This window comes from Burkholderia sp. AU39826 (genome assembly GCF_020419965.1).
GTDB classification, from domain to species: domain Bacteria; phylum Pseudomonadota; class Gammaproteobacteria; order Burkholderiales; family Burkholderiaceae; genus Burkholderia; species Burkholderia semiarida.
Genome location: NZ_JAIZQG010000022.1, coordinates 88,393 through 115,127, shown reverse-complemented (window position 1 = coordinate 115,127; position 26,735 = coordinate 88,393). Strand labels below are relative to the sequence as shown.

Sequence of the window (26,735 nt, the reverse complement as noted above, 5' to 3'; positions counted from 1 at the left end):
CAAGTGGACGGGTTCCCGGCACGATTGGAAGAGCGCCATGACTCAGTTCGCACTGCTTTACCCAGAACGATTCAACATTGGAGTCTGAATCTCAACCCGCCTCACACACTAAATTCCGGATACCTCCGGTCCCGCCGCACCGGCAATACCCGCAGTGTGATCAGCCGACACACAGCACAATCCGCACCGCAACTGTCCAGTTTCCGCACACCGAGTCGCAAACGCGCCCCACTCCATGCGCCCGCCGCGCGTGGGAAGAAACCCGGATAGCCCCGTTTCGGGCCGCCCGCCTACTCTCGCGCGCACGCCGGTCGACGCGCAAGCAACACCCGATCCGGCGATCCGAATTTCCCAAGGAGCGCACATGGATAGCAGCAGGAACCCCGCCCTCTTCGACGCCGACATCTGGCGCGGCAAGATCTTCACCGGCCGCTGGCACGCGAGTCCGCACGCGGCCGACGTGACCGAACCGGCGACCGGCAACACGCTCGGCCGCATCGGTCTCGCGGATAGCGCGGCGATCGCCGAAGCATCGGCCGCCGCGCATCACGCTCAACCTGCATGGTTTGCCCTGCCCTACGACGACCGCGCCGCGGTCCTGCGTCGCGCGGCGACCGTCGCCGAAACGCACTTCGACGCGATCGTCGACTGGCTCGTGCGCGAAAGCGGCTCGACCCGCGCGAAGGCGTCGTTCGAAACGTCGGTCACGATCAAGGCGCTGCACGAAGCGGCCGGACTGCCGTCGCGCGCGGCCGGTGAGGTACTGCCGTCGCATGCCGGCCGGCTGTCGCTCGCGCGCCGCCGCCCGCGCGGGGTGGTCGGCGTGATCTCGCCGTTCAACTTCCCGCTGTACCTCGCGATACGCGCGGTCGCGCCCGCGCTCGCGCTCGGCAACGCGGTCGTGCTGAAGCCCGATCCGCGCACCGCCGTGTGCGGCGGCGTCGCGATCGCCCGCGTGTTCGAGCTCGCGGGCCTGCCCGAAGGCGTGCTGCACGTGCTGCCCGGCGACGGCGCGGCCGGCGCGGCGCTGGTCGCCGATCCGCACGTCGCGATGATCCAGTTCACCGGCTCCACCGCGGCCGGGCGCAAGGTTGGCGAAGCGGCGGGCCGCCACCTGAAGAAGGTATCGCTCGAACTTGGCGGCAAGAACTCGCTGATCGTGCTCGACGATGCCGATCTCGACCGCGCCGTCGCGAACACCGCGTGGGGCGCGTATCTGCATCAAGGCCAGATCTGCATGGCGACCGGCCGCGTGCTCGTGCAGCGCGCGATTCACGACCGCTTCGTCGCGAAGCTCGTCGAGAAGGCACGCAGCCTGCGCGTCGGCGATCCGGCCAGCGACGACGTCGGCCTCGGCCCGCTGATCAACGCCGCGCAACGCGACCATGCAGCGAGCGTGGTCGACGCGGCCCGCCGCGCGGGCGCGCGTGTCGAGACGGGCGGCGGCCATCGCGGCCTGTTCTTCGAGCCGACCGTGCTGAGCGGCGTCGCGCCGGGCAATCCGGCATTCGACGAGGAAATCTTCGGGCCGGTCGCGATCGTCGTGCCGTTCGATACCGACGAGGACGCGATCGCACTCGCCAATCAAACCGAATACGGGCTGTCGATGGCGATCCTGTCGGCCGACGTCGGCCGCGCGCTGCGGATCGGCGAGCGCTTGAACACCGGGCTGCTGCACATCAACGACCAGACGGTCAACGACGAAGCGATCAACCCGTTCGGCGGCGTCGGCGCATCGGGCAATGGCTCGAGCATCGGCGGTGCGGCAAACTGGGAGGAATTCACGCAGTGGCAGTGGCTGACGATCAAGGGCGAAGCGCCGCTGTATCCGATTTGACGAGGAGACCGACCATGTACACCGACAACGATACACGCGCCGTCACCGCGGCCGTCGCGCGCGCCGCCGGCGCGCCCTTCTCGATCGAAGCGGCCCGGATCCGCGCGCCGCGCGGCGACGAGGTGCGGGTGCGCGTCGTCGCGACCGGCTTGTGCCATACCGACCTGATCGTGCGCGACCAGTACTATCCGGTGCCGCTGCCGGCCGTGCTCGGTCACGAAGGGGCCGGCGTGGTCGAGGCGGTCGGCCCGAACGTGAAGACGCTCGCGGCCGGCGATCACGTCGTGCTGACCTACGGCGCGTGCGGCCACTGCGCGTCGTGCGTCGGCGGTCACGGCGCGTATTGCCGGCAGTTCTTCGCGCTGAATTTCGGTGGCGCCGACTCGGACGGCCAGACGGCCATGCGGGACGAGGCCGGGCAACCGCTGCACGATCATTTCTTCGCGCAGTCGTCGTTCGCGAGCTACGCGCTCGCACGCGAGAACAACGCGATCAAGGTGCCGAAGGAAGCGCCGCTCGAACTGCTCGGCCCGCTCGGCTGCGGAATCCAGACCGGCGCGGGCGCGGTAATCAATTCGCTCGCGGTGCGCCCGGGCAGCAGCTTCGCGAGCTTCGGCGCGGGCGCGGTCGGCATGAGCGCCGTGATGGCCGCGCGCATCGCCGGCGCGACGACGATCATCGCCGTCGACATCGTGCCGTCACGGCTCGCGCTGGCGCTGGAGCTCGGCGCGACGCATGCGATCAACAGCCGAGAAGTGGACGTCGTCGGCACGATCCGCGAGATCACCGACGGCGGCGTCGACTACGCGCTCGAATCGACCGGGCTGCCGGCCGTGCTGTCGCAAGGGATCGACGCACTCGGCTCGCGCGGCACGATGGGCGTGGTCGGCGCGCCGAAGCTGGGCACAAAGGCGGAATTCGACGTGAACAGCCTGCTGCTCGGCGGCCACACGATCCGCGGCATCGTCGAAGGCGACAGCGTGCCGCAGACGTTCATTCCGCAGCTCGTGCAGCTGTATCTGCAAGGACGGTTTCCGTTCGACCGGCTGGTGAAGTTCTATCCGCTCGACCAGATCAACCAGGCGGCGGAAGACAGCAGCAACGGAAGCACGCTCAAGCCGATCCTGCGGTTGCCGCATTGAGCGGCGATGCGCCGCCGTCCGCGCAATAGATCGCGACCGCCGGGGGCCGCGCGTAGCCGTCGCGAAAATACCGCGCCGGAGGCGCCGGGCTATATTACGCATTCGCGCGACACGGGGCCTGCACGTCCAGCCCCGACTTTCGACCCCAACTGGAGCGCAGCGTGAATACAGCCCCCGAATCCCCTGCACGGCCGGTCGACCTCGACCGGCTTCGCGCCCGCTTCGCCGCGGGCGAGCCGCTGCCGGAAACGGCGTTGCCGGCCAGCGTCGCGCGCTCGTGGCTGCGTTCGCGCGAGGCGGGGCTGCGGCCGTGGGAAGCCGCCCGCTATGAAATGCAGCGCGAGCGCGACGAATCCCGCGACGACCGGCGGCTCTATCGCTGCGTCGCGCAGGAGATCGAGCCGCTGTGGGCCGCGTTCGGCGGCCGCGAATGGGCGATCATGTGCGTCAACCCACGCGGCACGATCGTGCATGCGCGGCGCAGCCCGCAATGCGACGACGCGCTGCTGACGCCGATCGTCGCTGGCCGCCGGATCGTCGAGCCGAACATCGGCACGACCGCGCCGAGCTGCGTGATTCACGACGGCGCCGAAGCCGTCGTCGCGGGCGCGCAGCACTATCTCGACGCGTTCGCGCGGGTGTTCTGTCTCGCAGTGCCGCTCGTCGGTTTCGACGGTGAAGTGATCGGCGCGCTCGATATCACCGGCATCGGCCGGCGCAACGTCGCGCAACTGCACGAGCCGTTCCGGCATGCGTCGCTGTCGGCCGAGCAGCGGCTCTATGCGATGCTGCGCGACTGCCATCTGCTGCAGGTGCAATTCGATCCGCGCTGGCTCGGCACGCCGCTCGCCGGCGCCATCGCGCTCGACGAAGCGGGCCGCGTGCGTGCGGTGAGCCGCCTGGCGCGCCGGATGCTCGATCTCGCGCCCGAAGGGCCGGTCGCCCCGGTCGGTCACCGCCAACTGTTTCCCGGCGCGACACCCGCGCAGCAGCGTCGCTTGCTGACACCGTCGCGCACGCCGCAGCGGATCGCGCGCGACGATGGCAGCCACGTATGGGTGCGCACCGTGCGCGCCCCGCTCGATCGCACGACCGCGGCGCGGCACGCCGACGTACTCGCCGACGCGGATGACGTGTGCCACGCGGCGCCGGCCGGCCGCCCTCACGCCAACGCCAGCCTGCGCGAACAGTCGCTCGACGCGATCCGGCGCGCGCTCGACGAGCATGACGGCAACGTGTCGGCGGCCGCGCGGCAGCTCGGCATTTCACGCACGACGCTGTATGCGAAACTGCGGCAGCGCGATGCGGCGGGGATCAGGCACGGCGAAGCGCATTGACCATGCGGGATGAAGTGCGGTGTGGCGATGGCGCTAAGCCACTGCCCGCCGCTCATGCAGCCGCAACGCGGCCCACGCGATCCCGGCCGCGAAGATCGCGACCACGCCGCCGAAGGTGCCGATCCACGGCAGCCCGAAGTCGCCCGCGATATGGTTGCCGAGCAGCGCGCCGGCGCCGATCCCGACGTTGTACAGCCCGGAGTAGATCGACACGGCCAGGTCGGTCGCCTCGGGCGCCAGCTTCAGCACCCACGCCTGCATCGCCAGCCCGAAACAGACGATCGCGCCGCCCCACACCAGCGTGTGCACGGACAACGTGACGATGTTCAGCGCGCACGGGAACAGGATCAGCAGGCAGCCCGACAGCGCGACGATCGACGCCAGCAGGAAATCGTCGGGCCGGTGCGGATAGACGCGATTGAAGCAGACCGCGGCCGGCAGGCCGGCGACGCCGAACAGGATCAGCACGTACGTGATCCGGCTGTTGCTCGCATGGTTGACGCTCTGCACGAACGGTTCGATGTACGTGTACGACGTGAAGTGCGCGGACACGACCAGCACGGTGATCGCGTACAGCGCGACCAGCGCCGGCTTGCGCAGGAACACGCCGATGCTGCTCAGCGACCCGGCGCCCTGGCTCGGCAGCAACGGCAACGTGGCGCGCAGCAACAGCAGCGTGACGCCCGCCGCGCCCGCGATGATCAGGAACGTGATGCGCCAGCCGAACGCCTCGCCGATCACGCGTCCGAGCGGAATGCCGGCGACCATCGCGATCGCCGAGCCCATCGCGATCAGGCTGAGCGCGCGGCTTTTGCGGTCGCTCGGCGCGAGCCGCACCGCGAGCGGGATCGAAATCGACCAGAACACCGCATGCGCGCACGCGATGCCGAGCCGGCCGATCATCAGCACCGTGAAATTCCACGCGAAGCCGGTCACGACGTGGCTGCCGACGAACACCAGCAGCGCCACGCTCAATAGCTTGCGGCGCTCGACGTGCCGCGTGACGAAGGTCAGCGGCAGCGACACGACCGCGACGGCCCACGCGTAGATCGTCAGCATCAGGCCGACGGCGGTCGGCTGCATCTGCAGGCTGTCGCCGATCGCGCTCAACAGCGCGACGGGCACGAATTCGGTGGTATTGAAGATGAAGGCGGAGAGTGCCAGGGCCAGAACGCCCCACCACGATTGTTCGGAACTGACGGCGTCGGGGGTTGCCATACGGGGATTCGACGAAGGTTGGGCGCGCGGGCGGCCCGCCCGGCGCATCGGCGCGATTGTACCAGCGCTGTTCGACACGCCGCCGCCGGGCGCGGCGCGTGCGGCGCGGGACATGGCGGTGACACGGCCGCGCGCCGATAATGTGACGAATCGGGTTTTACCGACGATTTGCCCGACCACCATCAGGCCAGGAGAGTTACATGCGCATTGAAACGTCATTTCTGTTCGATCTCGACGGTACGCTCGTCGACAGCGTCTATCAGCACGTGCTCGCGTGGAAGGAAGCACTCGATGCCGAAGGCATCGAACTGTCGGTGTGGCGCATCCATCGCAAGATCGGGATGAGCGGCGGCCTGTTCCTGAATCAGCTGCTGCGCGAGACGGCCGGCGACATCGACGCCGAGCGCGTCGAGCGGCTCGCACGGCTGCATGCGGCCGCGTACCAGCGGCTGCGCGCGCAGGTCCGGCCGCTGCCGGGCGCGCGCGAATTGCTGGCCGCGCTGTCGAATGCCGGCATTCGCTGGGCGATCGCGACCAGCGGGCGAATGGAAACCGCGGCGATCAATCTCGAGGCGCTCGGCGTCGATCCGGCGAAGAACGTCGTCGTCACGCGCGATCAGGTGAAGTATGCGAAGCCGGACCCGGACCTGTTCCTGACCGCCGCCGCGAAACTGAACGTGCCGATCGAGCATACGGTGGTGGTCGGCGACAGCATCTGGGACATGCTCGCCGCCGCCCGCTGCCGCGCGCTGGGCGTCGGGCTGCTGTCGGGCGGCTACGGCAGCGACGAACTGGAGCGGGCGGGCGCGCTGCGCGTGTACGACGATCCGGCCGATCTGCTGTGGCATCTGGACGAGGTCGCCGCGCGGCCGTAGGCGCAGTCAGGTCGCGCCCGGTCCGTTCATGCGTGAACGGCGTTTCAGTCGAGCCGGACGCCGTGTGTCCGCACGGCCTCGTCCGGCCGAGGCAGCCGCGTGCGCGATTCGTTCACGGCGCGGCTGCTTTTTCGATTCATCGAATCGAAACAATCCCCACCGCCATTGACGATCGTGATTTCAATATCTTTATCGGCGCCCGTTTTCCCGTGTTTTTAAAACAGACGGGAAGATTCTTGAAAAATCGAATCGCCTCTCATATAACAAAGACACTTCGTTTCCGGTTCACGGTCGCAGTATCCGAATCGTGAAAATGCGAGTCACATACGGAGCCGAACCGGCCAGCCGGTGCAACCCGCGTCGCCAGGCATCCCGCGCATGATCGGGCCTGCCTCGCGATGCCGCGTCACGGCGCCCTTTCCGCCATTTATCCGGGGATTCTATAAATGCGCACGGATCTTTCACCTTCATAACGTTTCAACGAAAGCATTACATCGATTTATTCAATCGCACGATCGTACGTATCGGCACGCGCTTTTTTTCGTTCCGGCGTTTCGTGAATACGTGTGCTGCCGCTCGATCGGCGGGTGTTGTTTTTGTCCAGTTTGACGAAAATAAACGACGCGAGGATTCCGATGAATCAGGTCAGCGAACAGGCGATCGTCGACATGCGGGCAGCGCATCCGGCGCCCGCCCTGCCGATCCGGGTGCTGCACGGCGACACGGTGAGCGATTACGAGCGGAAAGTGCAGACGACCTACGCCGGCAGCCCGGACGACTGGCGCAAGGCGATCGGCGAATATCTGTTGTTCCAGTTCGGCGTCTACGACGATCCGCGCTCCACGCCGCCGATCTCGCTCGACGAGTCGGGCATTCGCTACTTCGAACGCCAGCTTGGCCTCGCCGGCTTCGACGGTCCCGTTCCCGCGCGCGTCGAGCGCATTCTCGACATCGGCTGCGGCTGGGGCTACATCCTCAAGTATCTCGCCGACCGTTTCCCGGGCTGCATCCGCCTCGACGGCGTCAACGTCAGTCGTGAACAGCTCGAGTACTGCGCACGTTTTCATGCGCAGCACGGGCTCGCCGGGCGCATCAACCTGTATCAGTGCAACGCGCAGGACGTCGATCGACTGCCCGATCCCGGGACGCCGTACGATCTCGTGATCATTCGCGGCGTGATCTCGCATTTCCCGAACGCGCTGTACGAAAAGGCGATGCGCGCGCTGCATGCGCGTGTGCGCGGCGGCGGCTCGGTCGTCATCTCGGACAATCTGTACAACGTCGATCTGAACGAATACCAGTCCGACACGCCGGACGAGGTCGACCGGATCGCGTGCAAGCATCGCAAGACGCCCGACTATTTCAGGCAGGTGCTGATCGACGCCGGGTTCGCGATCCGCGACATGCGCGTGCTGCCGTCGAACATCGACGTCGCGCGCTGGCTGATGGATGCCAAGGCCAACATCGACCGCCATTTTCCGCACCGCGCGCCGGACACGCTGGAAGAGTTGCGCGTGCTCGCGGAAAACTGGTCCGTCGCGCTGATCAAGAACAAGGTGTCGACCTACAGCATCGTCGCGGTCAAACCCGACGCGTAACCGGGAGATCCGCATGCAAGCATCCGGAACGCCGCCCACCGCGGCCGCCCCGTCCGGCGCGACGGACACGCTGGTGCTGCCGCTGCCGCGTCTGTCGCTGCCGCTTGCCCGGCACCCTCAGCATCAAGCGATCGAGCAGCAGCTTGCGATCGACGACTACCCGTACATCCTGCGGCACTATCGCAGCGACGCGGCGGCTCGCCGTTTTCTCGCGCAGCGGATTCCCGCATACGGCAGCCTGTGCTACCCGAACGCGCGGCCCGATCGCGTGTACGCGATCCATCGCATGATGAACGTCACGACGCTGATGGACGATGCCTTCACGCATCTCGCGCGCACCGGCGATCAGGCGGGGCTCGACGCGTTGCACGCTCATTTCCTCGCCGCGGTCGACGGCACGCCGCCGCCGGCCGATGCGCCTGCCGCGCAACTGCTGTACGACACGCTGCGCGCGATGCGCACCGTACTCGACGCGCGTCCGGCGTTCCGGCAGCGGCTCGTCGAATGCATCCGCGAACAGATCCGCACGCAGGCCGACCCGACGGCGACCGACGCGGCGCGCCTGTCGCTCGCCGATTATCTGGCGTTTCGCCGGGTCGAGGGCTTCGGACACTGGATCACGCTGCTCACCGAATATGCGCTCGACGTCGACATGGGGCAGCGCCTCGCGCAATACGCGGCACTGGCCGACGCGCGTAACGCCGCGATCGATTCGGTGATCCTCGTCAACGACCTGTTTTCGTTTCGCAAGGAACGGTCCGCGCGCGAGCGCTTCAACGCCGTGTGGATCCTGATGCGCGTGGAGGAATTGGGCGTTCAGGCGGCGCTCGACCGGTTGGCCGCGCTCTGCACGGCGAACGAACGCCGCCTGATCGACGCACAGCAGGCGGTAGCGACCGGCGTGCTGGCAGGCGACGCCGACGCGCACGCGTACGTGGCGGAGCTCGGCTACATGAGTGCGGGCAATGCGGAGTTTCACGCGTTCAGCACCCGCTACCACGGCGACGATTTCGGTGGCGGGCGCTTCACAGGGGGCGAAATCGCGATGACGGCGCTCCCGACACTCGACGAAATCGCCGTGCGCGACCGTCGCGATTCGCGCTGGTGAACGGAGACATGCGCATGCATTCATCGATTCATTACCTGCCCGACCCCGCCGCGGCGGCGCGACCTCGCTACCCGGACGGCTGGTTCGCGCTGGCATACAGCCGCGACGTCAGACCCGGCGCGCTCGTCGTCACGCGCTTCATGGGCGAGGACGTCGTGCTCTATCGAACGGCATCCGGCCTGATTCGTGCGGTCGCGCCGCATTGCCCGCACCTCGGCGCGCATCTCGGGCACGGCGGCATCGTGCGCGGCGAGGAGATCGTGTGCCCGTTCCATCACCTCGCGTTCGCGCCGGACGGCACTTGCGTGCGGGCCGGGCGCGACGGCAAGCCGCCCGCCGCCGTGCTGCGGCAGCGCCACGTGTGCGAATGGAACGGCGTCGTGCTCGCGTGGCAGGACCGTGCGGGCGCCGCGCCGCGGTGGTCGCTGCCCGAGCTGGACCTCGCGGGCTATTCGCGGCCGCGCGGCCGGTGCCACACGCTGAACGGCAGCCTGCAGAATCCGGCCGAGAACGGCGTCGACGTCAATCATTTCAGCCCGGTGCACGGGTGGTCGAATCCCGTGCTGGAGCCACCGGAAGCCGACGGCCACCGGATGACGATGCGCTCGACGCTCGTGCTGCTCGGGCAACGGTTGCTGCTGGACATCACGATGCACGGCCTGGGCTGCATGGCCGCGCGCATGGAACTGCCCGACCTCGGGCTACACGCGCGCGTCGTGCTGTTCCCGACGCAGATCGAACCCGATCGCTGGACCTGCCGCGAATTCATCGCGCTGCGCGTCGAACGCGCGTCGGCGTGGCCGTCGCCGCTGCGCCGCGCGCTGCACGAGATGCTCGTGAGCGCCGCGTACCGGTTGTGGTTCGTGCCGCAATTCAAGCGCGACCTGCGCATCTGGGACCACCGCGACTACGACGCGCGCCCGACGTTGATGGCCGGCGAGATGCCGATCATGACGTTCCGACGTTGGGCCGCGCAGTTCTATCCGGAAGCCCGCGGCGACGCGCCCGACGGGCAACACGGGCAACACGGCACCGTGCCGGCGGCCGTCGCCCACGCCGACCGGGCATTCGCGCGATGAGCGCCATGCCAACGCAGGAGCGCGCGATGAATGCAGCCAGCCCCGTCGACGAAACCGCCCCGCTGCCCTATCCGGACGGATGGTTCGCGCTGTGTTTCAGCCGCGAGCTGAAGCGCGGGGCCGTGCTCACGACGCCTTTCATGGGACGCGATGTCGTGCTGTACCGGACGGCCTCGGGCGTCGCGTGTGCGGTCGACGCATATTGCCCGCATCAGGGCGCGCATCTCGGCCACGGGGGCACCGTCGACGGCGAGCAGATCGTCTGTCCGTTCCATCACTACGCGTACGGCCCCGACGGCCGGCGCACCACGGCCCGCTGCATGAAGGGTAGCCAGGAACTGGTGCTTCGCACATGGCACGTGCGCGAATGGAACGGCTTCGTGTTCGTGTGGCAGAACGCCAACGGACTGGCGCCGACGTGGGAGTTGCCCGAAGTGGACATGACCGGCTTCTCGGCGCCGGTCGGCCAGGCATTCACGCTGCGCGGCGTGATGCAGAACCTGCCGGAAAACGGCTACGACCTCGAACATTTCGGCGCGCTGCATCGCTGGAAGGACATGAAACCGCATGCGCCCGTGATCGACGGGCCGCGCATTTCGATGCAGGTGGACATGGCGTGGAAGAACATCAGATGGAGCACGCTGATTGGCGTTCATGGCCTGGGCTGCGTGTCGTCCGACCATGAAATGAAGGCGATCGGCCTCGAAGCGAAGATCTTCGCGTGCGGCGTGCAGATCGCGCCGCTGCGCTGGACCTTCCGGGACGGCATCGCATTCCGCTTCTCGTGGCTGGCGAGGTGGCCGGGGCCGTTGCAGCGGCTCGTCTACGCCGCGCTCGGCCGCGTGCTGCACCGGCTGTGGCTGGTACCCGTGTTCAAGGAAGACATCATGGTGTGGAACAATCGCGACTACACGGGCTACGGTACGCCGGGCGCCGGTGACGGACCGTACCCGGTGTTTCAGCGCTGGGCGCGGCAGTTCTATCCGGGCGTCGAGCGGCCCGCGGCGCGGCGCCCGGCCGCGCATGCGGACACGGTTGCCGAAAAATAGCCAAGGGAGGAATGTACGCGGCGCGCCCGCCGAACGCACGACCCTACACCGTCCGTCTGACCAGCATCGTCCGGCAGCGAAACAGCCTGATATATTCCCGTTGCCATAATTAAGTCTGGGCGAAATATGCAGGTCACCAGAAAAAATCTAATCGCGATCTCGGCCGTTTTGGTCTTGGCGATTCCGTCTCTTATGTTGCGCGAATCATATGGGGGTTGCGAAAACTATACTCAAGCTTTTAACGGGGGAACGAAAGAGTTCGGTGGCGAGCAATACAAAATCGAGCTGTGTGGGGCACCTCGCTCTCTTGGCGACGGCGACGAAATTCGTCTCCGGGTGATAGGGTCGGCAGGAAATGTGCTGGCGGAGAGGTATTTCGCGGTGCGCACGATCAACGATGCAGTTCCTCGGGAACTGGAGTACGGCGACGACACGATTTTCTACTACGACCAATCGAAGTCGTCGCCCTTGCGCTTCATCGCCATGCCGCCTTCCCGGATGGACCGGTGGACGGCCCAAATGCCTTTGCTCCAACGACTGATCTCGGTATTTTCATAAGTCCGGGAGCAAGCATTCAGACGTGGCATATCACACCGTCCGTCTGACCAGCATCGTCCGGATCTCCGAAATCGCCTTGGTCGGATTCAGCCCCTTCGGGCACACGTCCGTGCAATTCATGATCGTCCGGCAGCGGAACAGCCGGTACGGATCCTCCAGATCGTCGAGCCGCTCGGCCGTCGCGAGATCGCGCGAATCGGCGATGAACCGGTACGCCTGCAGCAGCCCGGCCGGGCCGACGAACTTGTCCGGGTTCCACCAGTAGCTCGGGCACGACGTCGAACAGCACGCGCACAGGATGCATTCATACAGCCCGTCGAGCTGGTCGCGCTCTTCCGGCGACTGCAGCCGCTCGCGCGCGGGCGGCGTCGTGTCGTTGATCAGGTAGGGGCGGATCGAGTGGTACTGGTTGAAGAAGTCCGTCATGTCGACGATCAGGTCGCGCACCACCGGCAGCCCCGGCAACGGCCGCAGCACGATCTCGCGCGGCAGCGTCTGCATGTTGGTCAGGCACGCGAGACCGTTCTTGCCGTTGATGTTCATCGCGTCCGAGCCGCAGATGCCTTCCCGGCAAGAGCGGCGATACACGAGCGTCTCGTCGTCGCGCTTCACGCGCCCGAGCACGTCGAGCAGCATGCGGTCGGCCGGGTCCACGTCGATCTCGTAGCGCTGCAGGTACGGCTGCGCATCGCGATCGGGGTCGTAACGATAGATATGCAGGGTGCGCGAATCGCTCATCGTTTCCTCCCGGCGCCAGCCGGCATGGGTTCTCGGAGTGCTGCGGGATACTGTCGCGGCACGCGGCGCCGCAAGCGCCATGCCGATCAGTCGTCGTCGACGCGCTTATCGATCAAATAGCGGCCGCGTTCGACGCCTGCCCGCAGCGCCTCGACCTCGGTCAGCCATTCGGGGCCGGCTGCCTCCGGCACCACCAGCTCGATGCGCGCGCCGTTGACGTATACCTGTACCTCGTCGCGCCATGCGCCGCGCTCGTTGGGCCGCGCCCACACGAGAATCTCGTGGCCGCGATACGGGTCCCGAACCTGTGCGTCCTGTTGATGTGCCAAGGTGGCCTCCTGTCTTATCTGCGATGGCGATGCAAAAAATGCGCGCCGCATGCACGCCGCGCGCACCCCGGTCCTTGCGCGCACGGACCGTGCCCGGCCGGCACGCTGCTTGCGTCCCTTTTCCGCATCGAAGCGCTACCGGGCCCGCCTCACGCAGGGCCCGAACGGATGCACATCATGATCAGTCACCTCGAATTGCTTGGACGCCTGCTGCTGGCCGCGCTGCTCGGCAGCGTGATCGGGCTCGAACGCGAGCGCCTGAACTGGGCCGCCGGGCTGCGCACGCACATGCTCGTGTGCGTGGGCTCCGCGCTCGTGATGCTGGTGTCGACGTTCGGCTTCGAGGACGTGCGCGGGCAGAACGGCGTCGTGGTCGATCCGTCGCGGGTCGCCGCGCAGGTCGTGTCCGGTATCGGCTTCCTCGGCGCGGGCTCGATCCTGCTGCGCGGCGAAGTGGTGCGCGGGTTGACGACGGCCGCGAGCCTGTGGGCCGTGGCCGGCGTCGGGCTTGCCGCGGGCGGCGGCATGGTCGTTGCGTCGGTCGGCGCGACGGCGATCGTGCTCGCGATCCTCGCAGGCGTGAAGCCGCTCGAGCGCCGTTTCATCGCGCAGCGCCAGCAACGCACGCTGCTGCTGGTGGCCGAGCGCGGCGGCCTGACGCTCAACACGCTGCACGAAGCGCTCGGCCCCGGCCGCGTGCGCGTGAAACGGTTCATCGTCCAGCAGTCGGACGACGATCCGGACACCGACGACATCTCCGTCTCGTTCTCGCGCACGAGCGGGCCGGAATTCGCGGCGATCTGCGAGACGCTGCAAAACATCGCGTGCGTGCGGACCTGTCAACCCGACACCTCGTCAAGGAGTTTCGTGTGACCCAGACCGACCTGCTCTCCTATCTCGTGACGAGCCAGCTCGCCGCGCGTATGCGCACCGGCGCCTGGCTCACGACCAGCCAGCTGGTCGGCGCGTTGCGCGCGTGGCTCGCGTGCCGGCGCGCCGAATGCGACTGGCTCGACCGGATCAGGATCGCATACGCGTCGGCGACGATCGCGCAGGAGATCTACGACATCGCGGTCGTGCACGGCGAACGCGTGCGGCTCGACGCGCATTCGCCGGAACTGCAGGCGCTGCGTGCGCGCTGCGACGCACTGTTGCAGCGGATCGACGGCGACCGGGACGTCGGCGCACGATGATCGTGCCGGACCGCGTGACCCGCGCCGAGGACCGGCGCATCGACGCCGCGCCGGCGGACGGCCCGCCGCGGCACGGCCTGCTCGAGCGCGGGCGCAACTGCGACGCGATCCGCGGCGCCGACCGCTTCGCGATGCTCGTCGACGGCGACGCGTACTTCTCGACGCTACGCGCGGCGCTGCTGCGCGCGCGCCATACCGTGTTCATCGTCGGCTGGGACGTGGACAGCCGGATGCGGCTCGCGCCCGCGGGCGCCGGCGACACGCTGCCCGATACGCTCGCGGCCTTCCTGCACGCGCTCGCGTCCGCCCGCCACAACCTGCGCATCTACGTGCTCGCGTGGGACTTCGCGATGATCTACGCGCTGGAGCGCGACTGGCCGCCCGTGTACCGGGCCGGCTGGCGCGCGCATCGCGGCATCCGGTTCCGGCTCGACGACGCACATCCGCGCGGCGCGTCGCATCACCAGAAGCTCGTCGTGATCGACGACCGGCTCGCGTTCGTCGGCGGCCTCGACCTGACGCGCGCCCGCTGGGACACGCCGGCCCATGCGGCCGACGACCCGCGCCGCCGCGACGAGCACGGCATGCCGTACGCGCCGTTCCACGACGTGCACGCGATGTTCGACGGCGACGCGGCCGCCGCGATCGGCGAACAGGCGCGCTCGCGCTGGCTGCAGGCGTGCGGGCGCCCGATCGCGATCCGCGCGCAGCGGCATCTCGAGCGGGCGGCCGACGACGATCCGTGGCCGCCCGATGCGCGCGTCGACGTGCGCGACGTGCGGCTCGGCATCGCGTATACGGCGCCGCGCCACGGCGGCCGCGAGCCGGTGCTGCAGGTGCGCGCGCTCGTCGAGGACACGATCCGCGCCGCGCACCGGCACCTGTATATCGAAAACCAGTACTTCACCGCGGCGGTGGTGCGCGAAGCGTTGTCCGCGCGCCTGGCCGACGCGCACGGGCCGGACGTGACGGTCGTCGCGCCGCGCGTGCAGAGCGGCTGGCTGCAGGAAGCGACGATGGGCGTGCTGCGCGCGCGGCTGCACGCGACGCTCGCGTCGGCCGACCGCTTCGACCGCTACCGGCTGCTGTATCCGCACGTCGACGCGCTCGGCGACGCGTGCGTGAACGTGCACAGCAAGGTCGCGATCGTCGACGACGAATGCATCGTGATCGGCAGCGCGAACCTGAACAACCGCTCGATGCTGCTCGACACCGAATGCTGCATCGCGCTCGTCGCGGCAGGCGATCCACGCATTCGCGCGGCGATCGCCGGCATGCGCGAGCGGCTGCTGGCCGAACATCTCGGCACGACGCCCGCCGCGGTGGCCGACGCGTTCGCGGGCGGGGAGCGGCCGAACGTCGTGCTCGACCGGCTGCGCGCGAAGCCGGGCCGCACGCTGCGCACGCTCGATCCGGCCGTGTCGCCGCAATTCGAGGCGCTCGTGCCGGTCAGCGCGCGGCTCGACCCCGAGCAGCCGATCGAACCCGACCGGTTCGTCCGCGAATTCGTGCCGCACGAGCAGCATCGCTCGCTGACCGCGCGCTTTTTCGTGCTCGGAGCGATCGTGCTCGCGATCGCCGCGCTCGCGCTCGCGTGGCGCTTCACGCCGCTGGGCGCGCACCTGAACGTCGCGTCGCTGTCGCACGCGGTGGCCGCCATCGCCCGGCTGCCGGCCGCGCCGGCGCTGCTGCTCGCGGCCTACGTGGTCGCGGCGACCTTCGCGGTGCCGATCACGCTGCTGATCGCCGCGACGGGGCTCGTGTTCGGCGCGTGGCCAGGCTTCGCGTATGCGGGCGTCGGCTCGATGGCGGCGGCCGCCGCGACCTACGCGCTCGGCCGCTGGCTCGGGCGCGACGCGGTGCGCCGGCTCGCCGGCCCGCGCGCGAACCGGCTGAGCGAGCACATCGGCCGCCGCGGCGTGGTCGCGATGGCCGTGCTGCGGCTGCTGCCGATCGCGCCGTTTACCGTCGTGAACCTCGTCGCCGGCGCGTCGCACATCGGGCTGCGCGACTTCCTGATCGGCACGGCGCTCGGGATGCTGCCCGGCATCGTGCTGACCGTCACGTTCGCGCATCAGTTGACCGCGGCGCTCAGCCATCCCGGCCCTGGCGCGTTCGGGTGGCTCGCGGCGATCGGCCTCGCGCTGGTCGGCGTGTCGATCCTGCTCGTGAGGATATTGCGACGATGGCGCTGAGCAAACACGCGGCTCCACCGCCGCACGTCGTCACCGCCGACGAGGCGCCTGCCGCCGCGCCGGGCGGGCGCGATCTGCGGATCGCCACCTACAACATCCGCGGCGGCTACGGCGCGTGGCCCGCGCGCGCGGCCGACCGGATCGCGGCCGTGATCGACGAGCTCGACGCGGACGTGATCGCGCTGCAGGAGGTACCGCTCGGCGGCACGCGCGCGCCGGACGTGCTCGCGCATCTGCGCGACGCGACCGGCATGCACGCGGTGGCCGGCCCGACGATCGACACGCCGGAGCGCCGCTACGGCAATGCGGTGCTGTCGCGCTGCCCGATCCGCGCGGCGCGCACGCTCGACCTGTCGTTCCACCCGCGCGAGCCGCGCGGCGCGCTCGACGCCGACATCGAGTGCAGCGCCGGCCCGATCCGCGTCGTCGCGACCCATCTCGGGCTGTCGGCGAGCGAACGCAGCGCGCAGGTGCAGCGGCTGCTCGCGGCCTTCGACACGGGCGCGATGCCGGTGATCCTGCTCGGCGACATCAACGAGTGGTTCGTGCGCGGCCGCGCGCTGCAGGCGCTGGTCACCCGGTTCCGGCGCGCGCCGGCGCCGCGCACGTTCCCGACCGTGTGCCCGGTGTTCTCGCTGGACCGGATCTGGATTCATCCGGGCGAGCTGCTGGTCGACGTGGTCGTGCATCGCAGCGCGCGAGCGCGGCACGCATCGGATCACTATCCGCTGGTCGCGCGGATGCGCGCGACGCCCGCGACGGGCACGGCGCTTGCACGGTGAGCCTTTTCTCGCTCCGACGGAGGCAGCCCATGCGAACCGACGCACTCGACGGAAAGGATCTCGACTACTGGTGCGCACGCGCGTTGTGCGCCGACGATGAAGACACGCTGCGCTTCACGGCCGTCGCGCCGACCGTCGTCGTGACGGCCGCCTGCGACGCGTTCCGGCATCTCGACGCGCCGTTCGCGCCGTCGGCGTCGTGGGCCGACGCCGGTGCGGTGCTCGATCGCGTGGAGGACCTGCGGATCGCGCGTCACGGCGACGACGTCGAATGCGACGCCACCTTCGTCGACGGCCCGTCGACCTGCGGCGCCCACGGCCGCGACGCGCGCGTGGCGCTGCTGCGCGCGTTCGTGCGTGCGCGTTTCGGCGATGACGTGGACGCGCCGCCGTCGTTCCCGCATCGGATCGAACACGGCAAGGTGGTGCGCTATGACCCCGGTGTGCCGATTCCGGATACGGACGATGATCCGGCGACGGGCGACAGCTCGGATATTCGGTCCATCCCGCGCATGTAATACAGGTGCGGCCTCGGCGGTCATGTAAAAACGACAGGCCCCTTCAAACCGCCTTCCCGTGCACGCCCTGTTCCGCCGGTGATCGCGCAGCAGGCACACCGATTGCGATGCCGCTGCGTTACCGCTCGCCGCCATCCGCCCGCGCCACGCCATGGACTCCACACCGCCGTTCGCTCCACACCTCTACTTCTGCGACGCCCGCCTCGTCGGGCCGCTCGACGCGTGGCCGCAGACCTTCGCGCATATCGCCGGGATGGGCTTCGACCACGTGCTGGTCGGCGCGTTCTGGGCCGCGAGCGTCGCCGGCTTTCCGCGCCACGTGGCCGATTTCCGGCGGCCGGCCCGCTCGTTCGAGACGCGCGCGAGCGCGCTCGAAACCCTCTCGCGGCTCGCGCAACTGGCGAAAGGCCACGGGCTGCGCCTGCTGCTCGAAGTCGTGCCCGATCGCATCGCACGCGAGAACCCGCTGCGCGCCGAGCATCCGGACTGGTACGTCGAGCGCACGCACGACGACGCGCTGATCGATCCGCGCGGCACCGCGCACGCGCTGGATATCGCGCATGCGAACGCCGGCGACGAAGCGGTACGCGACGCGCTGTCGGCATGGTGGTGCGCGCATCTCGCGGCGTTCGCCGACGCGGGCGCGGCCGGCTTCCTGATCGACGCGCCGCATCATCTGCCGGCCGACTGGTGGCCGGGGTGGCGCGCGGCGCTGCGCCGCGCACGCCCGGACGCCGCGGTGCTCGCCGGCGTGCCCGGCCATGCGCGCGACGCGCTCGCGCAGCTCGAAGGCGCCGGGTTCGACGCGGTGTTTTCATCGGTGCGCTGGTGGGACTTGCGCGCGCCGTGGTTCGCGGACGAACACCGGCTGCTGCGTCGGATCGGCGCGCCGATCGCGTGCCCCGATGCGCCGGACGGCCCGCGTCTCGCTGACGACTGGCCCGACGCGTCGGACGACACCGTCGCCCGCGCGTATCGCCGCGCGCTGTGGACGGCCGCGGCCGTCGGCACCGGCTGGCTCGTGCCGATGGGATTCGAGCGCGGCGTGACGGTGCCGCTGATGGCGCGCGACGCGGATGCCGAACGTTACCGCGCCGCATTCGAGCACGCGCGTTTCGACCTGTCGGGCGCGCTCGCCGATGCGAATGCGTGGCGCCGCGCCACCCCGGTCGCGGCGACGCGCGGCGAAATCGTGCAACTGAGCGCACCGGCCGCGCACGCGACCGCGCTGCTGCGCGGTACGGGCCCGTCGCTCGACCATGACGACGCGGCGTTGCTGATCGCGTTGAATCCCGATCTCGACGCGCCCGCCACGCTCGACCCCGCGACGATCCTGCCCGGCGTGCCGGGCGGCTTCACGCGCGTCGTCACGCAGGCCGGCGCGCACGCGCATCCGCCTGCCGCGCTCGAACCGTTCGCGCTCGCGCCCGGCGCGTATGCGCTGCTGCACGCGTGGCGGGCGCCGCCCGTCACGACACGCCCGGACGCCGCACGTGAGCGCACCGTGCTGTCGGCGGCGCTCGCGGCCGACCGGATCGCGATCGAGCGCGTCGAGCCGTCGGTCGACGGCGGCCGCTTCGCGATCAAGCGCGTGATCGGCGAGCCGCTCGTCGTCGGTGCGTCGATCTTCACCGACGGCCACGCGCATCTGGCGGCCGTGCTTCAGTGGCGCGCCGCCGACGACGATACCTGGCGCGAAGTGCCGTTCGAAGCCGAGCCGAACGACCGCTGGCACGCGCGCGTCTCGCTCGACCGGCTCGGCCGTCATGAATTCCGCGTGGTCGCGTGGCGCGACGACTGGGCATCGCTCGTCACCGATATCGCCAAGAAGCGCGCGGCCGGCCAGGACGTCACGCTGGAGGTGCGCGAAGCGCAACTGCTGCTCGCGACCGCGCTGAAGCACGCCGAGCCGGCCGATCCGCGCGCGCGCAAGCAGATGGAACGGCTCGCCGCCGAGCTCAAGGACGCGTCGCCCGACGACCGCCTCGCACTGATCGGCGCGCCCGAACTCGCCGATGCGTACGCGGCGCTGCGCTACCGCCCGTTCGTCACGCACGACGCGACGACCTACCCCGTCGACGTCGAACGCCGCAAGGCGCGCTTCTCGAGCTGGTACGAGATGTTTCCGCGCTCGGCGAGCGACGATCCGCACCGGCACGGCACGTTCGACGACGTGATCGCGCATTTGCCGCGCATCCGCGACATGGGTTTCGACGTGCTGTATTTCCCGCCGATCCACCCGATCGGCACGTCGGCCCGCAAGGGGCGCAACAACAGCCTGACCGCGGGCCCCGACGACGTCGGCAGCCCGTATGCGATCGGCTCGCCCGACGGCGGGCACACGGCCGTGCATCCGCAGCTCGGCACGCTCGATTCGTTCCGCGCGCTGGTCGACGCCGCGCGCGGGCACGGGCTCGAGATCGCGCTCGATTTCGCGATCCAGTGCTCGCCCGACCATCCGTGGCTCGCCGCGCATCCGGGCTGGTTCGCGTGGCGGCCCGACGGCTCGCTGCGCTTCGCCGAAAACCCGCCGAAGCGCTACCAGGACATCGTGAACCCTGATTTCTACGCGCCGGACGCGCTGCCCGACCTGTGGCTCGCGCTGCGCGACGCGGTGCTGTTCTGGGTCGACGCGGGCGTGCGGATCTTCCGCGTCGACAACCCGCACACGAAGCCGCTGCCGTTCTGGGCGTGGATGATCGACGACGTGCGCGGCCGGCATCCGGACGTCGTGTTCCTGTCCGAGGCGTTCACGCGCCCGGGGATGATGTATCGCCTCGCGAAAGTCGGTTTCTCGCAGTCCTACACGTATTTCACGTGGCGCGAATCGAAGCGCGACTTCATCGATTACCTGACCGAACTGACGGCCGGCCCCGCGCGCGAATTCTTCCGGCCGAACTTCTTCGTCAACACGCCCGACATCAACCCGCGCCACCTACAGAACGCGCCGCGCTCGCAGTTCGTGATCCGCGCGGCGCTCGCGGCGACGCTGGCCGGCTCGTGGGGCCTGTACTCGGGCTTCGAGCTCGGCGAATCGGCGCCGCTGCCGGACAGCGAGGAATACGCGGATGCGGAGAAATACGAGCTGCGCGCGCGCGACTGGAGCAAGGCCGCGCACATCGGCGCGGAAATCGCGCGGCTGAACCGCGCGCGGCGCGATCACCCGGCGCTGCAGACGCATCTCGGGCTCACGTTCGTCGACGCGGACAACGATTCGGTGCTCGTGTTCATGAAGGCGACGCCCGCGTTCGACAGCGTGGTGGTCGTCGCGATCAGCCTCGACCCGTGGCATCCGCAGGCCGCCAACTTCACGCTCGATGCGGCGCTGTGGCGCGGCCTCGGGCTGGCCGACGGCGAGCCGCTCGATGCGCTCGAACAGGACGCCGCGCACGCGCAAACCTGGCGCGGCCAGCGCCAGTACGTGTCGCTCGATCCGCACGTGCGGCCGTACGCCATCTGGCGGCTCGCGCCGCCTCCGGGCACCGCGCGGGCGGCGACGCCCGCGCCGGACGACGCCCGATCTTCCTCGGGAGCCCACGGATGATGAAACGCGAAGATTCCCTCGACGACGTGCGCCGCGCGCAATTCCCGTCGCTCGCGCCGGCCGGCACGCCGCGCCGGCGCCGCGCGCGCCGCCGCGAACCCGCGCTCTGCGCGGACGATCCGCTGTGGTACAAGGACGCGATCATCTACCAGGTGCACGTGAAGTCGTTCTACGATTCGAACAACGACGGCATCGGCGATTTCCCCGGCCTGATCGCGAAGCTCGACTACATCGCCGAGCTCGGCGTCGACACGATCTGGCTGCTGCCGTTCTATCCGTCGCCGCGACGCGACGACGGCTACGACATCGCCGACTACCGCGACGTGCATCCCGACTACGGCACGCTGGCCGACGTGCGGCGCTTCATCCGCGAAACGCATGCGCGCGGCATCCGCGTGATCGCCGAGCTGGTGATCAACCACACGTCGGACCAGCATCCGTGGTTCCAGCGCGCACGCCGCGCGAAGCCGGGCTCCACGTATCGCGATTACTACGTGTGGTCCGACACCGATACGAAGTACGCGGGCACGCGGATCATCTTTCTGGATACCGAAACGTCGAACTGGACGCACGACCCGGTGGCCGGCCAGTATTACTGGCACCGCTTCTACTCGCACCAGCCCGACCTGAACTTCGACAACCCGGCCGTCGTGCGCGAAGTGATCCAGGTGATGCGCTTCTGGCTCGACCTCGGCATCGACGGGCTGCGGCTCGACGCGGTGCCGTACCTCGTCGAGCGCGAAGGCACCAACAACGAGAACCTGCCGGAGACGCATGCGATCCTGAAGCGGATCCGCGCGACGATCGACGCCGAATACCCGAACCGGATGCTGCTCGCGGAAGCGAACCAGTGGCCGGAAGACGTGCAGGAATATTTCGGCAACGAGGACGAATGCCACATGGCGTTCCACTTCCCGCTGATGCCGCGCATCTACATGTCGATCGCGAGCGAGGACCGCTTCCCGATCCTCGACATCATGCGCCAGACGCCGGCGCTCGCGCCGAGCAACCAGTGGGCCGTGTTCCTGCGCAACCACGACGAGCTGACGCTCGAGATGGTCACCGATTCGGAGCGCGACCTGCTGTGGCAGACCTATGCGAGCGACCGGCGCGCGCGGCTGAACCTCGGGATCCGGCGGCGGCTCGCGCCGCTGATGGAGCGCGACCGGCGCCGCATCGAGCTGATCAATTCGCTGCTGCTGTCGATGCCCGGCACGCCGGTGATCTACTACGGCGACGAGCTTGGGATGGGCGACAACATCCACCTCGGCGACCGCGACGGCGTACGCACGCCGATGCAGTGGTCGTCGGACCGCAACGGCGGCTTCTCGCGCGCCGACCCCGAACTGCTCGTGCTGCCGCCGGTGATGGGCTCGCTGTACGGCTATGACGCGATCAACGTCGAGGCGCAGACGCGCGACCCGCATTCGCTGCTGAACTGGACGCGGCGCATCCTCGCGACGCGCCGGGCGTCGCAGGCGTTCGGGCGCGGCACGATCCGCTTCCTGCGCCCGGACAACCGCAAGGTGCTCGCGTATCTGCGCGAGCTGGACGGCCACGAACCGCTGCTGTGCGTCGCGAACCTGTCGCGCGCATCGCAGGCGGTCGAGCTCGACCTGTCCGAATTCGCGGGCCGCGTGCCGATCGAGATGACGTCCGATTCGCCGTTTCCGCCGATCGGCCAGCTCCCGTATCTCCTCACCTTTCCGCCGTACGGATTCCTCTGGTTCGTGCTCGCGGAGCACGGCCGCGAGCCGTCGTGGCGGCAGCCGCACGCGGAACCGTTGCCCGAATACGTGACGCTCGTGATGCGGCGCGGCGACACGCGGCCGGACGTCTCGCAGCTGCACACGCTCGCGCACGACGCGCTTGCGTCATGGCTCGCGCGGCGGCGCTGGTTCGCATCGAAGGACCGCAAGATCGGCGACGCGTGGCTGAACGTCGTCACGCCGATTCCGGACGAGCCGTTCCAGTATGCGGAGGCATGGGTGTCGGCGAGCGACGGCGGCGTCGAACGCTACGTGGTTCCGCTCGCGGCCGCGTGGGGCGGCGAGACGTCCCATCCGCTGTTCGCGCAACTCGCGCTGGCGCGCGTGCGGCGTGGCCATACGGTCGGCTACCTGACCGACGCGTTCGCGCTGCCGGCGTTCGCGCGCGGGATGCTGCGCAAGCTGCGCGACGGCGCGACGGTGCCCACGTCCGACGGCGGCCGGCTCACCTTTCTGCCGGAAGACGCGCTCGCCGGGCTCGATCCGGGCGACGACGCGGAAGTGCGCTGGCTCGCGGCCGAGCAGAGCAACAGCTCGCTCGTGATCGGCGACGCGATCGTGCTGAAGCTGGTGCGCAAGGTCGCGCACGGCGTTCATCCGGAAGCGGAAATGAGCCGGCACCTGACGCGCATCGGCTATGCGAACACCGCGACGCTGGCCGGCGAAGTCGTGCACGTCGATCCGGACGGCACGCCGCATACGGTCGCGATCCTGCAGCGCTACGTCGACAACCAGGGCGATGCGTGGACGCGCTCGTTCGACTTCCTGCGGCGCGCGATCGACGAACTCGCGCTGCCGGCCGCGGACGAAGGCGAGGCGGCCGAAACGGACGAGGAACCCGACGCGCTGCTCGGCTACGCGGCGTTCGCGGGCATCATCGGCACGCGGCTCGGCCAGTTGCACGTCGCGCTCGCGCAGCCGTCCGACGATCCCGCGTTCGCGCCGGCGCGCGCGACGCCCGATCACATCGACGGCTGGTGCATGGACGCGATCGCATCGTTCGAGCGCGCGCTCGACGTGCTGCGCACGCGGCTCGATGCGCTCGATGCGCCCACCCGCGCGTCGGCCGATGCGCTGCTCGCGTCGCGCGACGCGGCCGTGCTGGCGCTCGGCGAGCTCGTGCCGCGCACGCTCGACGCGCAATGCACGCGGATTCACGGCGATTTCCATCTGGGCCAGGTGCTCGACGTGCAGGGCGACGCGCTGCTGATCGACTTCGAAGGCGAACCGGCGCGCCCGCTCGAGCGGCGTCGCGCGAAATCGCATCCGCTGCGCGACGTGGCCGGCCTGCTGCGCTCGCTGTCATACGTCAGCGCGACCGCGCAGTTCGCGATCGAAAAAGCGCCGCCCCAGGCCGCCGGCCGCAAGCGCGCGCTGTTCGACCGCTTCGGGCAGGCCGCCGCCGACCGCTTCGTCGAATGCTATCGCGCGGCCGCGGACCACGCGCCCGCGCGCTTCGTCGATCCGCACTACGCGGACCGCCTGCTCGCGCTGTTTCTCATCGACAAGGCGTCGTACGAGCTGTGCTACGAAGCCGCGAACCGGCCCGACTGGCTGAGCGTGCCGGTCGGCGGGCTCGCGGCGCTGGTCGACCGGCTGCTCGGCGACGGCGTGCTGCCCGACGACGGAGGACACCCATGACCGACACGCTGTTCGAACGCGCCGATATCGACGCGCTGCTCGCCGGCCGCCATCCCGACCCATTTGCATGCCTCGGCCCGCACGAACAGGCCGACCGGATCGTCGTGCGGGCGCTGCTGCCCGGTGCGGAGCGCGTGCGCGCGCTGTCGCCGGACGGCGCCGAGCTCGGCGCGCTCGCCTGCATCGATCGCGCCGGCTGCTTCGCGGGGACGATCGCGCACGACGGCGGCTGGCCGCATTACCTGCTCGCGATCGACTGGCCGAACGCGCACCAGGTCACCGACGACGCGTATGCATTCGGCACGCTGCTCGACGAAGCGGCGCTCGCGCGCTTCTCGGCCGGCGATCCCGATGCCGTGCTCGACTGCCTCGGCGCGACGCCGGTGCGCATCGACGATACCGACGGCGTGCGCTTCGCGGTCTGGGCGCCGAACGCGCAGCGCGTATCGGTGGTCGGCGATTTCAATGCATGGGACGGGCGCCGCCATCCGATGCGGCTGCGGCGGCCGTCGGGCGTATGGGAGCTGTTCGTGCCGGGCATCGGCGCGGGCGAGCGCTACAAGTACGAGCTGCGCGCGGCCGACGGGCGCGTGCTGCCGCACAAGGCCGACCCGTGCGCGCGCGCGACCGAGGCGCCGCCGAGCACGGCATCGGTGGTCGCCGACGTCGCGGCGCTCCACGCGTTCGCATGGCACGACGACGGCTGGATGCACGCGCGGCCGCGCAACGACGACCGCTATCGCGTGCCGTGGTCGATCTACGAGGTCCATCCGGAATCGTGGCAGCGCATCCCCGAACAGATGGACCGCAGCGCGACGTGGGACGAACTCGCCGAGCGGCTGATTCCATACGTGAAGGGGATGGGCTTCACGCACGTCGAGTTCATGCCGATCGCCGAATACCCGTTCGGCGGCTCGTGGGGCTACCAGCCGCTCGCGCAGTTCGCGCCGTCCGCGCGCTTCGGGCCGGTCGAGGGTTTCGCGCGGTTCGTCGATCGCGCGCATGCGGCCGGCATCGGCGTGATCGTCGACTGGGTGCCCGCGCATTTTCCGAACGACGCGCACGGGCTCGCGCAATTCGACGGCAGCGCGCTGTACGAGCATGCCGATCCGCGCGAAGGCATGCATCCCGACTGGAACACGTGCGTGTTCAACGTCGGGCGCACCGAAGTCAGTGCATTCCTCGTCGCGTCGGCGCTCGCATGGGCGCGCCGCTATCACGTGGACGGCATCCGCGTCGACGCGGTCGCGTCGATGCTGTACCGCGACTATTCGCGCAAGGAAGGCGAGTGGGTGCCGAACGTGCACGGCGGCCGCGAGAACCTCGAATCGGTCGCGTTCCTGCGCCGGCTGAACGACACGCTGCACGGTGCGTCCGCGCCGGCCGGCGTCGTCACCGTCGCGGAAGAATCGACCGCATGGCCGGGCGTCACCGCGTCGACCGCCGACGGCGGGCTCGGCTTCGACTTCAAATGGAACATGGGCTGGATGCACGACACGCTCGCGTATCTGCACGAAGACCCGATCCACCGCCGCTATCACCACGACCGGATGACGTTCGGGCTCGTGTATGCATTCTCCGAGCGCTTCGTGCTGCCGCTGTCGCACGACGAGGTCGTGCACGGCAAGGGCTCGCTCGTCGCGAAGATGCCCGGCGACGCGTGGCAGCGGCTCGCGACGCTGCGCGCGTATTTCGGTTTCATGTGGGCGCATCCCGGCAAGAAGCTGCTGTTCATGGGCAGCGAATTCGCGCAATGGTCGGAGTTCGCGCACGATGCGACACCGCATTGGGACTTGCTCGACGCGCCCGCGCATCGCGGCGTGCAGCGGCTGGTGCGGGATCTGAACCGCACGTATGCGGCCAAACCGGCGCTGCATGCGCTCGACTGCCACGCGGCCGGGTTCTCCTGGCTGATCGGCGACGACCGCGACAACAGCGTGTTCGCGTTCGCCCGCCGCGACGATGCGGGGCACCTCGTCGTCGCCGTGTGCAACTTCACGCCCGTGCCGCGCAGCGGCTACCGCCTCGGGCTGCCCGCGCCCGGGCACTGGCGCGAACTGATGAACACCGATGCCGCGACGTACGGCGGCACCAACGCCGGCAACGACGGCGCCGTGTGGGCCGAAGCCGTGCCGGCCCACGGCGAGGCGTGGTCGGCGACCTTGCGCCTGCCGCCGCTCGCGACGCTGTGGCTTACCCCTGCCTGATCACTCACTCGCGCCCTC

At 69.4% G+C, this 26,735-nt stretch carries 20 protein-coding genes; 17 read left to right on the top strand and 3 right to left on the bottom strand.

The genetic code is table 11. From position 1 onward, the window contains the following. The first annotated feature begins 364 nt into the window (after window positions 1-364). The 3 genes from LGM42_RS27745 (at window position 365) to LGM42_RS27735 (ending at window position 4,316) form a co-directional block, all read left to right on the top strand. Window positions 365-1,837 (top strand): benzaldehyde dehydrogenase, encoded by a 1,473-nt coding sequence (locus LGM42_RS27745; protein ID WP_226233867.1) that lies wholly within the window; start codon window positions 365-367, stop codon window positions 1,835-1,837. A gap of 14 nt (window positions 1,838-1,851) precedes the next feature. Beyond that, a complete protein-coding gene (locus tag LGM42_RS27740; RefSeq protein WP_226233866.1) occupies window positions 1,852-2,979 on the top strand; it encodes an NAD(P)-dependent alcohol dehydrogenase in 1,128 nt (375 codons plus the stop codon). Between the two features lie 161 nt (window positions 2,980-3,140). Beyond that, the gene (locus LGM42_RS27735) at window positions 3,141-4,316 is read left to right on the top strand and encodes a helix-turn-helix domain-containing protein (protein ID WP_226233865.1); all 1,176 of its coding nucleotides are present in this window, start codon (window positions 3,141-3,143) and stop codon (window positions 4,314-4,316) included. 33 nt (window positions 4,317-4,349) lie between these two features. Here the strand turns inward: LGM42_RS27735 and LGM42_RS27730 are convergent, their stop codons facing one another. Beyond that, window positions 4,350-5,534, bottom strand: coding sequence for a sugar transporter (locus LGM42_RS27730; protein ID WP_060967444.1), 1,185 nt, complete (start codon window positions 5,532-5,534; stop codon window positions 4,350-4,352). A gap of 200 nt (window positions 5,535-5,734) precedes the next feature. On the opposite strand from LGM42_RS27730, the gene LGM42_RS27725 reads away from it, so the two are divergent. The 6 genes from LGM42_RS27725 (at window position 5,735) to LGM42_RS27700 (ending at window position 11,801) form a co-directional block, all read left to right on the top strand. After that, complete coding sequence (locus LGM42_RS27725; RefSeq protein ID WP_027785977.1) at window positions 5,735-6,409, top strand: HAD family hydrolase; 675 nt, start codon at window positions 5,735-5,737, stop codon at window positions 6,407-6,409. 635 nt (window positions 6,410-7,044) lie between these two features. After that, window positions 7,045-8,007 carry an SAM-dependent methyltransferase gene (locus LGM42_RS27720; protein WP_226233864.1) on the top strand — a complete coding sequence of 321 codons (963 nt, stop codon included), beginning with the start codon at window positions 7,045-7,047 and terminating at the stop codon, window positions 8,005-8,007. A 13-nt stretch (window positions 8,008-8,020) separates the two neighbouring features. Continuing rightward, window positions 8,021-9,115, top strand: a complete 1,095-nt coding sequence (locus LGM42_RS27715; RefSeq protein WP_226233863.1) for a terpene synthase family protein — start codon at window positions 8,021-8,023, stop codon at window positions 9,113-9,115. A 14-nt stretch (window positions 9,116-9,129) separates the two neighbouring features. After that, window positions 9,130-10,194, top strand: coding sequence for a Rieske 2Fe-2S domain-containing protein (locus LGM42_RS27710; RefSeq protein WP_226233862.1), 1,065 nt, complete (start codon window positions 9,130-9,132; stop codon window positions 10,192-10,194). A gap of 26 nt (window positions 10,195-10,220) precedes the next feature. Next, window positions 10,221-11,243, top strand: coding sequence for a Rieske (2Fe-2S) protein (locus LGM42_RS27705; protein WP_226233860.1), 1,023 nt, complete (start codon window positions 10,221-10,223; stop codon window positions 11,241-11,243). Between the two features lie 126 nt (window positions 11,244-11,369). Continuing rightward, entirely contained in the window at window positions 11,370-11,801 is a 432-nt protein-coding gene (locus LGM42_RS27700; protein ID WP_144029784.1) for a hypothetical protein, read from the top strand. Between the two features lie 30 nt (window positions 11,802-11,831). On the opposite strand, the gene LGM42_RS27695 is transcribed toward LGM42_RS27700, so the two are convergent. Together LGM42_RS27695 and LGM42_RS27690 are read right to left on the bottom strand one after the other, a co-directional pair. Further along, on the bottom strand, window positions 11,832-12,539 hold the full coding sequence (locus LGM42_RS27695; protein ID WP_226233858.1) for a succinate dehydrogenase/fumarate reductase iron-sulfur subunit: 708 nt from the start codon (window positions 12,537-12,539) through the stop codon (window positions 11,832-11,834). A gap of 86 nt (window positions 12,540-12,625) precedes the next feature. After that, window positions 12,626-12,868: a DUF6566 family protein gene (locus LGM42_RS27690; RefSeq protein ID WP_059637224.1), complete on the bottom strand. Its 243-nt coding sequence runs from the start codon at window positions 12,866-12,868 to the stop codon at window positions 12,626-12,628. 177 nt (window positions 12,869-13,045) lie between these two features. Here LGM42_RS27690 and LGM42_RS27685 point away from each other — a divergent pair, with 177 nt between their 5' ends. The 8 genes from LGM42_RS27685 to glgB all read left to right on the top strand — a co-directional run bounded on the left by LGM42_RS27685 (window position 13,046) and on the right by glgB (window position 26,717). Then, the gene (locus LGM42_RS27685; RefSeq protein WP_060310538.1) at window positions 13,046-13,741 is read left to right on the top strand and encodes an MgtC/SapB family protein; all 696 of its coding nucleotides are present in this window, start codon (window positions 13,046-13,048) and stop codon (window positions 13,739-13,741) included. Then, complete coding sequence (locus LGM42_RS27680; RefSeq protein WP_059575052.1) at window positions 13,738-14,061, top strand: hypothetical protein; 324 nt, start codon at window positions 13,738-13,740, stop codon at window positions 14,059-14,061. The genes LGM42_RS27685 and LGM42_RS27680 overlap by 4 nt, the downstream gene beginning before the upstream one ends. Further along, window positions 14,058-16,256, top strand: coding sequence for a VTT domain-containing protein (locus LGM42_RS27675; RefSeq protein ID WP_226233856.1), 2,199 nt, complete (start codon window positions 14,058-14,060; stop codon window positions 16,254-16,256). Before LGM42_RS27680 ends, LGM42_RS27675 begins: the two co-directional genes overlap by 4 nt. Next, complete coding sequence (locus LGM42_RS27670; protein ID WP_060310416.1) at window positions 16,247-17,038, top strand: endonuclease/exonuclease/phosphatase family protein; 792 nt, start codon at window positions 16,247-16,249, stop codon at window positions 17,036-17,038. Before LGM42_RS27675 ends, LGM42_RS27670 begins: the two co-directional genes overlap by 10 nt. Before the next feature lie 29 nt (window positions 17,039-17,067). Beyond that, complete coding sequence (locus LGM42_RS27665) at window positions 17,068-17,556, top strand: phage protein NinX family protein (RefSeq protein WP_060310417.1); 489 nt, start codon at window positions 17,068-17,070, stop codon at window positions 17,554-17,556. A gap of 151 nt (window positions 17,557-17,707) precedes the next feature. Continuing rightward, the gene (locus tag LGM42_RS27660) at window positions 17,708-21,100 is read left to right on the top strand and encodes an alpha-1,4-glucan--maltose-1-phosphate maltosyltransferase (RefSeq protein ID WP_226233854.1); all 3,393 of its coding nucleotides are present in this window, start codon (window positions 17,708-17,710) and stop codon (window positions 21,098-21,100) included. Beyond that, entirely contained in the window at window positions 21,100-24,510 is a 3,411-nt protein-coding gene (treS, locus tag LGM42_RS27655; RefSeq protein ID WP_226233868.1) for a maltose alpha-D-glucosyltransferase, read from the top strand. Before LGM42_RS27660 ends, treS begins: the two co-directional genes overlap by 1 nt. Beyond that, on the top strand, window positions 24,507-26,717 hold the full coding sequence (gene glgB, locus LGM42_RS27650; RefSeq protein ID WP_226233852.1) for a 1,4-alpha-glucan branching protein GlgB: 2,211 nt from the start codon (window positions 24,507-24,509) through the stop codon (window positions 26,715-26,717). Before treS ends, glgB begins: the two co-directional genes overlap by 4 nt. Window positions 26,718-26,735 lie beyond the last annotated feature (18 nt).